Genomic DNA, 13,355 nt, shown 5'->3' with positions numbered 1-13,355 from the left:
GACCCGAGTCCAATTCAGTTGCCAAGATATCAACATTCAATATATTGTCTATTGGAAAATGGAAATGGGGTGGCATGTTGATTCGCGTCGCAGCGATCGGGTTCGGCGTCCTGGCGAGTCTCGCGGGCGCAGCGGCGCAAGACGCGAGGCCGCAGACGCTGGCTGCTGTCGACGCCTCAGGACACGTGCTGCCGCTCGGCGCCGCGCCCGTTTCGGTAGAGCGGATCGGCGCTGCCCAGGTGTCCCAGGTCGCCTCGCCTTGCCCCGACGCCGTGGCGATGGTCCCGGAGGAGGCCCGCGCGCTCGTCACACGCATCGCGACGGAAGAGGCCTTCTATCCAGACTTCGTACTGTCCGTCGCAAAGGCGGAGAGCCAGTTCAATTCCGTAGCGCTCTCGGACAAGGGTGCCTTCGGGCTGATGCAGCTCGAGCCGGAGACGGCGCAGCGCTTCAAGGTCGACCTTTGCGATCCCGTCGGAAACATCCGCGGCGGCATCCGCTTCCTTCGCGCGCTGCACGAGAAATATCGCAATCCGCTCTTCATCCTGGCCGCCTACAACGCCGGAGAGGGCGCCGTCGAGCAAAGCCGAGGCGTTCCTCCTTATCCCGAGACGGTGCGCTTCGTCGCACAGGTCCTCAACGACTTCTACGCGTGGCCAGCGCTCGGCCCAGCCGCGGCACGCGGCCCGCTTCGATCTGCGTCCCGGACGCTAGAGGCGCCCGACTTGATCGAGCCGCGAGAGGCCACCGCGCCGCCCAAGACACCGAAGCCAGCCCCCAAAGACCGCACGCGGTGGGATAACGGCTTTGTCATGCACGTCGACTAAGAACGGAGGACTGGATGAAGACAATGCTCTCACGAACGCCGCTCGCCGGAGTGCTTCTCGCTCTGAGTGCTGTTGAGGCAGCCGCGCAGTCGAGCGGCGGCACGCTGCAGCCGGTTCAGTCGACGCTGACGCAACTGGTCTCCGCACTCACCGGCCCGATTGCAACAGCGCTCGCAACCCTCGCCGTGATCGCCTGCGGATTCTTCGCGTGGTCCGGGCGCCTGACCTGGGGCATCGCGGGCAGCGTCATTTTCGGCATCGTGCTCGTGTTCGGCTCGGCCCAGATCGTGCAGTTCTTCCAGTCGGCGGTTGGGCAATGACAGGAGACGAACTCGAAGACCCGCTCATCAGCCCGCTCGTCAAGGCGCTCACACGCGCGCCGACACTGATGGGCGTGCCGTACATGTACTTCATGTTCAATGGCGTGGTCTCGAGCGTCTGCTTCCTGGTGACGCATAACCTGTTCATGCTCCTCGTCGCGATCCCACTCCACCTGTTCGGCTATGTCATGACGCTCCGCGACGATCGAATCTTTGAGATCCTCTTCGTAAAGTCGACGAAGTGCCCGCCGCGCTCGCGCGCCTTCTGGGCTGCCGACAGCTATTCGGCGTGAGGACTCGGAAATGGTGGCGCGCGCATTACTCGACGAACTGACATTCGGTGCCGTGTCGCGGCGCGAGCGCCCCGTCGCCTCCCACGTCCCCTACACCCGCCACGTCGACGACCATATCATCAAGACGCGCGACGGCCTCGTCCTCACAACCCTCAAACTCGACGGGTATTCCTTCGAGACATCCGACATGAGCGAGGTCAACGCGCGCCTTCTCGGCCGCAACGACGTCGTTCGCACGCTCGCGAACTCCCGCTTCGCGCTCGTCTCCCACATCGTCCGGCGCGAGGTCCAGCCACGGATCGTGTCGACCTTCGACAACGCGCTGTGCCGGGAGCTCGACGAACGATACAACGCCGCGCTCTCCAAACGGCGCATGTTCGTCAACGACATCTATCTCACCATCATACGTCGACCGCTGCAGGGGCAAGCCGGCACGTTCGATGCGATGCTGACGCGACTTCTCGGTCGCAAGGACGTAGCCGGCGAATCAGTCGCCATGCAGACCGCGTTGGCGGAGCTCCGCGACGCGGCGACCGCGGTGCGCGAGAACCTCGCCGGCTATGGCGCACGGCAGCTCGGCGTCGTGCGTCGCGACGGTGTCTGGTTCTCTGAGCCGCTCGAGTTCCTCACGCTGCTGCTTAACGGCGGCCTTCCTCGTCCGATGCATCTGCCACGCATGAACCTCGCGGACGCGCTGTCGATGAAGCGCATCTTCTTCGGACACAACGCCATCGAGGTGCGGGGAGCCGGTCCCGAGGACACGCGCTTCGGGGCGATGGTGTCGATCCGCGAGTACCCGGCTCAGACGGGACCCGGCTCCTTCGACAACCTCCTGCGCGTGCCGCACGAGTTCATCGCGACGCAGAGCTTCGCGATCGTCGACCGCCCGGAGGCGGCCAAGCAGATCGACCGTGTATCGCGCCAAGTCGATATGTCCGATGAGGCGGGCTCGATTGTCTCGGAGCATCTCGACGACGCTCGCGACGAGCTGCTCGCGTCGGAAGCGATCTACGGCGAGCACCACATGACCGTGATGTGCCTCGGCCGCGACCTTGCGGAGGTCGGCGCAGCGGTCACGGCGGTAGGCGCCGCGCTGACCGATCGCTCCGTAATCTGGACGCGCGAGGATCTCAATTGCGAACCCGCGTTCTGGGCGCAGCTGCCGGGCAACTTCACCTACATCGCGCGCAAGGGCGTCATCTCGTCGAAGAATTTCGCGGGCTTCACCTCGCTGCACAACTACCCGAGCGGCCGGCCGGCTGGCAATCACTGGGGCCCGGCGATTTCCGTGTTCGAGACAACGTCGCAGACGGCCTACTATTATAATCATCACGTCCGCGACATCGGCAACTTCACCGTCGTCGGCCCGACCGGGTCCGGCAAGACCGTCTTCTTGTCATTCATCGCCGCCCAGACACAACGCATTCAGCCGCGGCCCAAGCTCCTGTTCGTCGACAAGGACCGCGGCGCCGAGATTTTCATCCGTGCGCTGGGAGGCCAATATGAGACACTCGTGCCCGGAGAACAGACCGGCTTCAATCCGCTCTCGCTACCGGACTCGGCGCCGAACCGAGAGTTCCTCTACCAGCTCTTCGCCTTCATGCTGCGACCCGGCAAAGGGGGCGAGCTCAGCGCCTCGGAGGAGCAGGTGATCCGCAACGCGATCGCGTCGGCGCTCGCGGCAGGGCCGGCAGGCCGCACGCTGAAGGCTTTCTCGACGCTGCTGCGCGGCCGCATCCGGGCAGGCGAGGGCGACCTTCTCGCACGCCTCGAGAGCTGGATGCGCCCCGACCAGCGCGGCTGGCTCTTCAACAATGACGAGGACAGGTTTTCGCTCTCCAGCGTGTTCGGTTTCGACATGACGCGCGTGCTCGACGACCCCGTCGTCCGCACCGCAGCTCTGATGTATATTTTCCACCGGACGGACGAGTTGCTGACAGGCGACCCCGTAATGATCTTCCTCGACGAAGGGTGGCGGCTGCTCGACGACGAGGTGTTCGCGTTTTTTATTCGCGACAAGCTCAAGACGATTCGTAAGCAGAACGGCATCGTCGGCTTCGGCACACAGTCGGCGGCCGATATCGTGCGCTCGAAGGCGTCGAATACGCTGATCGAGCAGACCAGCACCAACATCTTTTTCCCAAACCCGAAAGCGGACGACGAGAGTTACAAGCAGGCTTTCCGCCTCTCCGGCCGGGAGGTTGCGTGGATCAGAGGCACGGTACCGGAGAGCCGCTCCTTCCTGATCAAGCATGGGCGCGACAGTGTCGTGGCGAAGCTCAACCTCGCCAACATGCCGGACCTGATCAAAGTGCTGTCCGGGCGCACGGAGACAGTCGCCGAACTCGATGCGTTGCGGGCGCGCGTCGGCGACGACCCGGCGGCGTGGCTACCGATCTTCATGGGGAGGGCCCAGGGATGAGATGCGCAATCGCCGCCACTACAGTGGTGCTCTTAGCGATGACCGCCCCCGTGCTTGCCAGCATTCCGGTGAACGACGCAGCGCAGCTGACGCAGCACTCGCAGACCGCCAGCACGACCGTGAAGCTGGTGCCCGTGACGACGCAGCGCCAGGACGCCAACAGTGGCGTCAAGTGCGCGGTGACGACCGGCAAGAAGGCGAGCGTCACCGACCCAACCGCCCAGCCGCAGAGCGGTGCAGGCAGCAAGGCGATCCAGTCCTACGCGCCCGACCAGCCGGCGGCCCCCGATACGGCGGCGCAAGGCGCCGCTCTCAACAACCAGACGCTTTTCAAATCGAGCGGCGACGTCGTCGCCGGGCTTGATGCGTCTCGCCAGACCCTGAGCGCCGCGCAGACGGCGTTCAAAACGGCAGGCCAGCAGGTCGGGACGGCCACAACCGTGATGGCGGCGATCGACATGAACAGCGCCGCGCGGCTTCAGAATAACCTGGCGTGGAATAGCGCGATCGGCTCCGCCAACCTTTGGGTCACGGCCTTGAACGCGCTCAACCTCGCGCTGACCAGCGACACGAGCCGCGCTGCACTCGGTATGCGCGCCACGGCGACAGCCGGCGCGACGCCCCGACAAGGCCCTGCCTGTCCGCTTGGCATGATCGGGGCGGGCACCGCGGCCAACCCCTGCCGCGCGCCGTCGACATGCTCGACGACGCCGGCCGGCTCCCCGACTGATCCCGCGTGCATCGTTGCGCGCTACGTCGACAGCGACGGCAACGTCGTCTTCTACCTGTCTCAGGCACAGAGCGCAGCGAATGCTGCCGGAAGCCTGAACGCCTTCACTGCCGACGATGTCGCGGCGGGGCTCGCCGCAATCGCCTCAAACAGCCGCTAGGGAGGTCCTCATGCGCCTGAAATTCGTACTCCTCGTTTTGGCCGCGCTGATCGCCACCGGCGTGCCGCCAGCTGCCGCGCAGGTCCCGGTCCTCGATAACGCCAACCTCGCAAAGGCGCAGCAGATCGCCACGAGCACGCAGCAGATCCTGACTGCGGACAAGCAGATCCTGCAGTTCACCCAGAAGACGTTGCAGGCGGTGACCGGGGATAGGTCGTCGCAGGCGCAAGGCACTCTCGCACAGATGGCGCTCGGTGGCGGCTTCTCGATGGCGCAGGCGCCATCGCTCGGCTCCGTGATCTCCGGCGGCGCGCTGTCCTTCGCCGGTATGGGTTCGGCGTCGCAGAACATCGTCTCGACGCTCATCAATGGCCTGCAGCTCGTGCAGACGATCACGGGGCTGGTCAACGGCCAGAGCCATCCCGCGGACACAGCCTACAAGAACTCCGTCAACGTCGCGGCGACGCTGTCGGGGCTCATCAACTCGACGCAGGGCGCGGTGCAGCAGAGGTCCTCGGCGTTCACGCAGGGAGGCCAGCAGATCGGCAAGGCCCAGGACCTGAAAGGCAGCGTCGACCAGAACACCCAGGTGCAGATTCAGACGGGGCAGACGATCAACGAGCTCAATGGCGTCGTCAACAACGCGGCAGCCGCGGCCAATCAGGCCAACCTCGACCGGATCGCAGCAGAGTCGTCGGCGGCGCGCGCCATGAAATTCACGCAGCAGTGAACCGCAAGGGAGGGCGAAGCGTGTCGAAGCGCAATCTGATTCTGATCATCGTCGTCGCCGTTGCCGCTTTCGCGATCGGCCGCTTCGTGGTTTCGCGCGGCCCGACGCCGTCCGCCGAGTCCGGCACCACCGGAGATCAGAGCGCGGCGGCGAAAGCCGCGTCACGGGCCATGACGTTCACACAACCGAAGGCGCCCGCACAGTGAGAACCGCCGCTCTCGCACTTCTGGTGCTCGTCGCCGCGGCGCTCTCAGGATGCGCATACAAGCCGCTGAAGGCGCCCTGCTCGCCGGATGAGGGCGGCACGCCGCTGGGCTACGCCGACATGCAGGCGCCCACGCAACCCGAAGCGTTCAAGAGCCTCGACCGCTGCGGGCCGATGCGGCCGATCTGAGAGGGGCGATGGGAAACAGCTTCAGCATTACCTCGCTTCTGCAATCGGTCGACCAGCTCGGTCAGAACTATGTATCGACCGCCTACCAGGCCTTGGCGAATGCGGCGACCTCGGGCGGCGCGACCAGCGTCGCCGGCTCGCTGCTCACGCTCTACATGATTTTCTGGGGTATTGGCATCTGGCAAGGCACATCAACCGGCGGTCCCGCCGATCATGCCTTCCGGCTGTTCCGCGCGGTGCTGATTTACACCATGGCGACGAAGTGGGGTGACTTCCAGACACTGGCCTATAACGCTCTCAACGACGGCCCGTCGGCGATCGGCAATGCGCTCTTGAGCGCGGTCACGTCGGCGAACAACACCGGCACGTCTGCGAATCTGAACTCGGTCAATGGCGTGCAGTCGGCGCTGCAGAACATGTGGGATACCACGAACAGCGCCACAGAGGCATTCCTGCAAAACGCCGGCATCACCAATTGGGGACCCTACATCTTCGCGGCCGTCTTCTACGTGGTGATGGCCATCCTGATCGGCTTCGCAATCTTCCTCATCGTGCTGTCGAAGATGTTCATGTGGCTGCTTTTAGCGCTGGCACCCTTGTTCATCATCCTGCTGCTGTTCGGCGTCACGACGCGGTTCTTCAGTGGGTGGCTGAGCGCGCTGGTCCAGTATTTCCTGGTGCAGGTCCTCGTCTATGCATTTCTGGCCTTCTACGTCTCGCTGATCCAGCAGACGATCGACACGCTCAACAGCGTCGCCAATTCCAAGTCGGCGACCTGGGCAACCATCGGCCCGGTCGTGCTGCTCGCGATTATCGGCATCCTACTGCTGAGCCAAATCAACAATATGGCGGCGGCTATCGCCGGTGGCGTTCCGATCTTCGCGCCTCGCATCGGCGCGGTGCTTGCGACCGCAACCGGCTATCGGCTTGGCGCGGCCGCAAACCGAGCGCGCCTCGCCTTCCGCAATCCGCTCAATCCCGCCTCGACGTCGCGGCGTGAGGAGTTGGCGTCACGTCAACGCGCGCGTGTTGGCTTGCGCGCAGCCTCCTGGGCGCAGTCGGCGGAATTCCGGCGCCTGGCCGACCAGCTCCGCAATCCCAACGTTCCGCCGGCGTCGAGCGGGAGTGGCCGGCCATGACGGAGACAACAGCCTCAGAGTCCGCGCGGGTCGATTCGCGCTATTACGCCGACGGCGCGACATGGGAGCGGGATATCGCGCGCCGAAATCGCAATTCGCGGGCGCTTGCCTGGATCGTCGCCGCGGTCATGACAATCGTGGCCGTCGGCGCACTCGGCACCTTGGCTTTGCTGGTCCCGCTCAAGACCTACGAGCCGTACATGGTCGTGGTCGACAAGACCACCGGCTTCGTCGAGGTGAAGCGGCCGATGGCGGAGGGTCCGCTGACCCAGGACGAGGCCGTCACGACATTCAATGTCGTCCGCTACATCAAGGCGCGCGAGACCTATGACCCGAAGGCGCTGAAAGATAATTTCGATCTGGCGCAATTATTGGCCAGTGGCGATGCGAGCCGTGAACTGACCGAAATCTATTCGCCCGCCAATCCCAGCAACCCTGTGAAAGTCTTCGGTTCGAACACCGTGATCGCCGTCAACATCAAGTCCGTGACCTTTCCGAACAACCGCACGGCGCTCGCGCGTTTCTCCACCGAGGAGAAGTCCTCGACCAACATCATCACCCGCAACTGGGTGTCGCTGGTGCGCTTCCGCTATACCTCCGCGCCGATGCGTAACGAATGGCGGTTCGACAATCCCCTCGGTTTCCAGGTGCTCGAGTATCGCCGCGATCAGGAGACCGCGCCCTCACCGGGAACGGTAGGTGCGCAGCAATGATCAAGGGTTGTGCCGTCTTAACTGTCGTACTCTGCATCACGGCCGGCGCCGCCTTCGCGGAGGCGCTGCCGCGGCCGGGTCGCGTCGATTCGCGAGTGCGGGACGTCGTCTACAACAAGGACAACGTAACCGCGATCGATGCGAGCTATGGCACCTCGACGATGATCGAGCTACAGCCCGACGAGAAGATCGAAACGCTGGCGCTCGGGGATTCAATCGCCTGGAAGGTCGAACCGAACCGCAAGGGTGACGTCATCTTCGTCAAGCCGGTTGAAAAGAACGCCCAGTCGAACCTCAACGTCGTCACCGACAAGCGCATCTATTCGTTCCTGCTGCGCTCGAACACGCGGCCGCCGGCAGGGCAGATCTACGCGGTGCGATTCCGGTTTCCGGATGACGAGGCCAGCGCGAAGCTCTTGGCTGAAGCCAAGGAGCGCGCCGCCAATCCGAATCTCAAGGATCTCAACATCGCCAACGCCAACAGCGATTACGGCTACAAGGGCTCGTCAGTGAACAAGCCGGTTGCCGCGTTCGACGATGGGACCAAGACCTGGTTCCGCTTCGAGGGCGAGACGCCGGCGATCTACATCGTCGATGGTGACCGCAATGAAAGCCTCGTCAATTTCCGGACCGAGGGGCCTTACGTCATCGTCGACAAGGTGTCGCCGCAGTGGACGCTGCGCAACGGCCAGGAATCGACCTGCGTCTTCAACCGCCGTCTGAACAATGTGCATGAGCCGAACGGGCTCGAGCCCTATGCGCCGCAGCGTGTGGGCTCGGCAACGAATCTGGGAGGTTGACGCGCAATGCCGAGCGCCGACGACTATCGCTCGTTCGAACTGGAGGCGGCGGCCGCGACCTCCGTCGCGCGCGGCCGCACCGCGCTCGGCAGCTTCCTGAAATTTGGGGTGCCGATCGGCGCGCTCATGGTGGCGGCCTGGATAATTTACGGCTCGGTGGCGCGACGCGCGCCGACGCTGACAACGCCCGACAAGGAGGAGTTCACAACGACACAGTTTCCCGCACCCTCGCTGTCGTCGCCGCGGACGCAAACCAACCAGGGCATGATCGTCATCCCACAGGCGCCGGCCGAACCACCTTCTCCCCCGGTTGCACCTCCCTTGGCGCTTCCGGCACCACCGCCACCTGAACCGCCGCGCGCCGCAGCGCCCCCGAACGACGACGAGGCGCGCCGTCTCGCCGAACTCGAGCGCCTGCGTCAGGAAGAGAGGCGGAAATGGGAACGCCTGCGCGCGCCCCAGGTGATCGCCGACAATGCGGCGGCGGCCGCCGCACGAAATCCCGAGGACGGGAGCAAGGCGGCAGCGGGTCCGGACGATGATCCCAATCGCCGGTTTCTGGCCTCGGTGTCAGCTGCCGGCGTCGAGGTCTCGCGCGCCACCAAGAACAATCGGATCGATGCGCTGGTCGCGCAGGGCACGATGATCCGCGGCGTACTGGAGACGGCGCTCCAGAGCGATCTGCCCGGCATGGTCCGTGCGGTCGTCAGCGAGAACGTCTGGTCCTTCGACGGTCGCCGCGTGCTGATCCCGGCCGGCAGCCGTCTCGTCGGCGAATATAAGTCGGGCATCGCCCAGGGTCAGACCCGCGTGTTCGTCGTGTGGACACGCATGCTGCGGTCGGACGGCGTCTCGGTGCAGCTCGGCTCCAACGGGGCGGACGATCTCGGCCGCGCGGGCAACGCCGGCTTCGTCGACAACCATTATCTGGAGCGCTTCGGTTCGGCGATCATGCTGTCGGTCGTTGGTGGGGTGTCGCAATTCCTTAGCGCCTATGGCCAGAACACCAACACCAACGGCAACGGCTCCATCATTACAACGACCGACCCGGTGACCGGGATCGTCACGCAGACGCAAACCGGCGTAAATCAAAGCCAGCTCAGCCTGCAGGCGCGCGCGATCGCCGCGCAGAACGTGTCGCAGACCCTCACCAATATTGCCCAGCAGGCGCTGCGAAACTCGATCAACATCCCGCCCACCATCTACCTCGACCAGGGTACCCAGATCATTGTTTTCGTGCGGCGCGACCTCGACTTCTCCGCGCTCTATTCCGACCCGGTCAAGGAAGCCTTGAGGGAGCTGAAACGTGAACGCATTGGCGCGAAGCCTGACGGTCTTCATTGATCGGGCCCTTGAACCGATCCGGCCGTGGCTCAAGGATGATCAGGTCGTCGAGATCTGCGCCAATGGGCCGGGTGAGGTCTGGGTCGAGCGGTTTGGCCAGTCGGCGATGGAACGCCATGACGTCCCACATCTGACGGAGCACGCGCTGCGCCACCTCGCGGAGCGCGTCGCCGGCCATTCCGGTCAGAGCGTCAATGAGGAGCATCCGCTGCTGTCGGCCGCCTTGCCGACCGGCGAGCGCTTCCAGGGCGTGATGCCGCCGGCGACCACCGCCGGGGGCGCGTTCGCGATCCGCAAGCAGGTGATCAAGGAGATGCGGCTCGACGATTACCGCAAGCTCGGCTCCTTCGAAAAAGTGTCGACAGCGGGCGAGGGCGCCCTCTCCGAAACCGACCGTCGGCTGTGCGAACACCTCGATGCTGGCCGGATCGAGGACTTCATCCGCTTGGCGGTCGCCAACCGCTATTCGATCCTTCTGTCGGGCGGGACGAGTTCCGGCAAGACAACATTTTTGAACGCAATTCTTAAGGAAGTGCCGGTCGACGAACGCATCATCACCATCGAGGATACGCGGGAGGTCAATCCGATTCAGAAAAACTACCTGCCGCTGGTCGCCTCCAAAGGAGACCAGGGCGAGGCGCGTGTCACGGTCGAAACCTTGCTGCAGGCCTCGATGCGGCTTCGGCCCGACCGCATCTTTCTCGGCGAGATCCGCGGCGCCGAGGCCTATTCATTTCTGCGCGCCATCAACACCGGCCATCCCGGCAGCATCACCACGGTGCATGCCGACAGCCCAGCGGGCGCGTTCGAGCAACTCGCGCTGATGGTGATGCAGGCGGGATTAGGCCTGCGGCGCGACGAGATCGTCGGCTACATCAAGTCGGTGCTGCCAATCGTGATCCAGCAGACCAAGGTCGGCGGCTGGCGCGGCACGTCGGCGGTGCATTTCTCGCGCATGGCGGAATGGCGGGAGCAGCGGACCGGAGGGAAAGGCCGTCATGGCGCGCGTCGTCGCCTATAGGATCGGCATCGCGGTCCTGCTGCTGCTCGCCTTCTGGCTGTTGTGGAGCATGGCCTACGAGGTTGTCGTGGCTCTTCGCTGGGCGCCGAGCCGGTTTCCCAGCGAAGGCGCATCCCGCTGGGCTTTGTTCCGGATGCAGAACACCGATCGCTCCGTCGACTTCTTTCTGATCGCTTGGCGTCATTTCTATGACCGGCTGCTGTTTCCAAGCATGCGCCTCGAAGCGCTGATCCGCGCCGGCTATGCCGTGGCCGCGGTTGGCGCGCTCGCCATCGCCGGGGTCATGTTTGCGGTCATCAATCGCCGGCAGATGCCCTACGGCGAAGCCCGCTTCGGCACGCTGATGGAGGCAGCCAGGCAAGGCCTCACGGCGAAGCAGGGCATCGTCCTGGGGACATTGGGTGGGGCGACCATCCGCTCGGACGAACCGGCACACATTCTCGTCGTCGGCCCCTCACGGTCGGGCAAAGGCACTGGCTTCGTCCTTCCGAATGGCTACCTCTGGCAGGGCTCGGCCGTGTTCTTCGATCCCAAGCGCGAGAACTTCGACGCGCTGGCCAATCATCGTGCGGCCATGGGCAACAAGGTGTTCATGTTCTCGCCCGGCTCGAACGACACCCATCGCTACAATCCCCTCGACTTTGTCCGGCGGGACGCGCGGATGGCGACGGACTGCCTGGTGGTGGCGTCGTTCGTGATCCCTGAGAAGGCCGACGATACCTGGGCGGGCGCCGGCCGTCTCCTGCTCTCGGCGCTGATTGGCTACGTCCTGTCGTCGCCCTTGATTGCCGGCGCACAGCATATGCGCACCGTCGCGCGAATGACCACAACGGGCAAGGACATTTCATCGGTCTTGCGCGCCATCGTGAAAACCGAATGTCAGCATCTCCCGACCTGGGTCGTCGACAGCTTTAACCAGTATATCGCGCTCGAGCCGGAGACCCGCAACAGTGCGGTGTTCAACGTCAATATGGCGACGTCGCTGTGGAACAACGGGCTGATTTCGGCGGCGACTGAGACCTCCGACTTCGACATCCGCGAACTGCGCCGTCAGCCGATGACCATCTTCATCGGCTGCACCATCGCGGAGCTCTCGATCTTCCGGCCGCTGATCCGGATTCTGTTCCAGCAGATCCACGACCTGATGATGGTGAAGATTCCAGGCGCGGACGAACCACACCAGGTGCTGCTGATGCTCGACGAATTCTACCATGTCGGGCGGATGGATTCTCTGATCTCCAAGATCACGATCAGCGCCGGCTACGGCTTTCGCATGGCGATTGTCATGCAGGATATCGCGCAGCTCGATGAACTCTACGGCAAGAATACACGCATCACCACGGTATCCGGCTCGCAGATCAAACTCTTCATCCAGATCAACGACCTCGAAACCTCAGACTTCGTGTCCGAGATGCTCGGGGAGACTACGCAAGTCTATAAGACGCCGATCCAGCGGCCAGGGCAGGGGATCTTCGCACCGCGCGTCTGGGCGCCGCATTATACGCCCCGGCCGCTTCGCAGTCCGCTCGAGCTTCGGGAAATGTCAGCGCGGCTCTCGATCCTGATGGTGAAGAACTCACGATCGTTTGAATTGACGAAAATCCGGCATTATCTCGATAAGCCATACAGGGCCTTCTACGAGAAGGCCAAGGGATCGCCGCCAGTCTTGCCGGCGTTGCGAGACTGGCAGGACGAGTCTCTCGGCGGCGCGATCAATCCGATGCCCGACCAAACGAAAAAACTGGCGGATGCCGGCCCAGCCCCAATGGAAATGAACTCACCAACTCCACGAAAGACAAAGTCGCGGCGCCCTCCAAAATCGGCATCCAACAAGGCGACGGCAACAGAACGGCCTCAAGCCCCGGCCGCGCCGCTCACGCTGGTCGCGCGACGAACGGCAAAGCCTGAATCGAAATCTCTGTCACTTGGTATCGCGCCACCCGCTCCGCCGGGAGAAAGCTGTGACGTTCGCAATATCCTGAAGTCTGCCGAGGCTCGCCAGGACGAAGAGTTCTCCGCCATGATGCGTGTCTTGGATACCTCATCTGGATCCAAAACGCGTGAGGCAGCCGACACTCTCGCATTATTGCACCGCTCCTTTGGCGATGACACGAAACCGTAAACACCTCGACTTTTGATGCGCAGAAACCGCTTTTGCGGTAGCGATGTTCATCGTCATCGAGTTTGGAGCGGCACGCAATGTGGAACGATCGGTTAGGTGATGTGCAGGTCGCGATGCCTGCTGGAGCGAATATAGCTCTCGCACATCTAAGCGGAGATGCTTGGCGTTTTCGAAGTGCCCAAGCCCGCGCACCTCTTCAAGCGCGGACGATCCATTCGGCAGTCGGATCGGGCTGATGACAGCCGGTCACATGATATAATGACCGCTGATGAACGCGTATCACTCAGGTTCGGTTGCCACCGCGCCCGGTTGACGAAGATACAGAAACACGGCGTCGCTT

General features: G+C 63.7%; 14 protein-coding genes. All 14 read left to right on the top strand.

The window, feature by feature from the left end; all coding sequences use genetic code 11:
- The first annotated feature begins 74 nt into the window (after nt 1–74).
- Genes NHAM_RS22680 through NHAM_RS22615 form a run of 14 tightly spaced genes read left to right on the top strand, consistent with a single transcriptional unit; the run spans nt 75 to nt 13,015 of the window.
- Nucleotides 75–827, top strand: coding sequence for a lytic transglycosylase domain-containing protein (locus NHAM_RS22680; RefSeq protein ID WP_011505114.1), 753 nt, complete (start codon nt 75–77; stop codon nt 825–827).
- A gap of 14 nt (nt 828–841) precedes the next feature.
- Nucleotides 842–1,147: a TrbC/VirB2 family protein gene (locus NHAM_RS22675; RefSeq protein ID WP_011505115.1), complete on the top strand. Its 306-nt coding sequence runs from the start codon at nt 842–844 to the stop codon at nt 1,145–1,147.
- Nucleotides 1,144–1,440, top strand: a complete 297-nt coding sequence (locus tag NHAM_RS22670) for a type IV secretion system protein VirB3 (RefSeq protein ID WP_011505116.1) — start codon at nt 1,144–1,146, stop codon at nt 1,438–1,440. The genes NHAM_RS22675 and NHAM_RS22670 overlap by 4 nt, the downstream gene beginning before the upstream one ends.
- 10 nt (nt 1,441–1,450) lie before the next feature.
- The gene (locus NHAM_RS22665) at nt 1,451–3,862 is read left to right on the top strand and encodes a VirB4 family type IV secretion system protein (RefSeq protein ID WP_011505117.1); all 2,412 of its coding nucleotides are present in this window, start codon (nt 1,451–1,453) and stop codon (nt 3,860–3,862) included.
- Nucleotides 3,863–3,900: 38 nt separating this feature from the next.
- Complete coding sequence (locus NHAM_RS22660) at nt 3,901–4,752, top strand: hypothetical protein (protein WP_245270134.1); 852 nt, start codon at nt 3,901–3,903, stop codon at nt 4,750–4,752.
- Between the two features lie 10 nt (nt 4,753–4,762).
- Entirely contained in the window at nt 4,763–5,482 is a 720-nt protein-coding gene (locus NHAM_RS22655; RefSeq protein WP_011505119.1) for a type IV secretion system protein, read from the top strand.
- A gap of 20 nt (nt 5,483–5,502) precedes the next feature.
- Nucleotides 5,503–5,688: a hypothetical protein gene (locus NHAM_RS22650; RefSeq protein ID WP_041359646.1), complete on the top strand. Its 186-nt coding sequence runs from the start codon at nt 5,503–5,505 to the stop codon at nt 5,686–5,688.
- The gene (locus NHAM_RS22645; protein ID WP_041359644.1) at nt 5,685–5,876 is read left to right on the top strand and encodes a hypothetical protein; all 192 of its coding nucleotides are present in this window, start codon (nt 5,685–5,687) and stop codon (nt 5,874–5,876) included. The genes NHAM_RS22650 and NHAM_RS22645 overlap by 4 nt, the downstream gene beginning before the upstream one ends.
- A gap of 8 nt (nt 5,877–5,884) precedes the next feature.
- Nucleotides 5,885–7,015 (top strand): type IV secretion system protein, encoded by a 1,131-nt coding sequence (locus NHAM_RS22640; RefSeq protein WP_011505121.1) that lies wholly within the window; start codon nt 5,885–5,887, stop codon nt 7,013–7,015.
- Nucleotides 7,012–7,728: a virB8 family protein gene (locus tag NHAM_RS22635; protein WP_011505122.1), complete on the top strand. Its 717-nt coding sequence runs from the start codon at nt 7,012–7,014 to the stop codon at nt 7,726–7,728. Before NHAM_RS22640 ends, NHAM_RS22635 begins: the two co-directional genes overlap by 4 nt.
- Complete coding sequence (gene virB9, locus NHAM_RS22630; RefSeq protein WP_011505123.1) at nt 7,725–8,528, top strand: P-type conjugative transfer protein VirB9; 804 nt, start codon at nt 7,725–7,727, stop codon at nt 8,526–8,528. Before NHAM_RS22635 ends, virB9 begins: the two co-directional genes overlap by 4 nt.
- A gap of 6 nt (nt 8,529–8,534) precedes the next feature.
- Nucleotides 8,535–9,872: a type IV secretion system protein VirB10 gene (virB10, locus tag NHAM_RS22625; protein WP_011505124.1), complete on the top strand. Its 1,338-nt coding sequence runs from the start codon at nt 8,535–8,537 to the stop codon at nt 9,870–9,872.
- The gene (virB11, locus tag NHAM_RS22620) at nt 9,835–10,893 is read left to right on the top strand and encodes a P-type DNA transfer ATPase VirB11 (protein WP_041359641.1); all 1,059 of its coding nucleotides are present in this window, start codon (nt 9,835–9,837) and stop codon (nt 10,891–10,893) included. Before virB10 ends, virB11 begins: the two co-directional genes overlap by 38 nt.
- A complete protein-coding gene (locus NHAM_RS22615) occupies nt 10,871–13,015 on the top strand; it encodes a type IV secretory system conjugative DNA transfer family protein (RefSeq protein WP_011505126.1) in 2,145 nt (714 codons plus the stop codon). The genes virB11 and NHAM_RS22615 overlap by 23 nt, the downstream gene beginning before the upstream one ends.
- The last annotated feature ends 340 nt before the right edge of the window (nt 13,016–13,355 follow it).

Origin of the sequence: Nitrobacter hamburgensis X14 (assembly GCF_000013885.1) — a bacterium.
In the GTDB taxonomy this organism is placed as follows: Bacteria; Pseudomonadota; Alphaproteobacteria; order Rhizobiales; family Xanthobacteraceae; genus Nitrobacter; species Nitrobacter hamburgensis.
The sequence above is the reverse complement of the archived record's forward strand: the minus strand, read 5'-3'. Positions and strand labels throughout refer to the sequence as shown.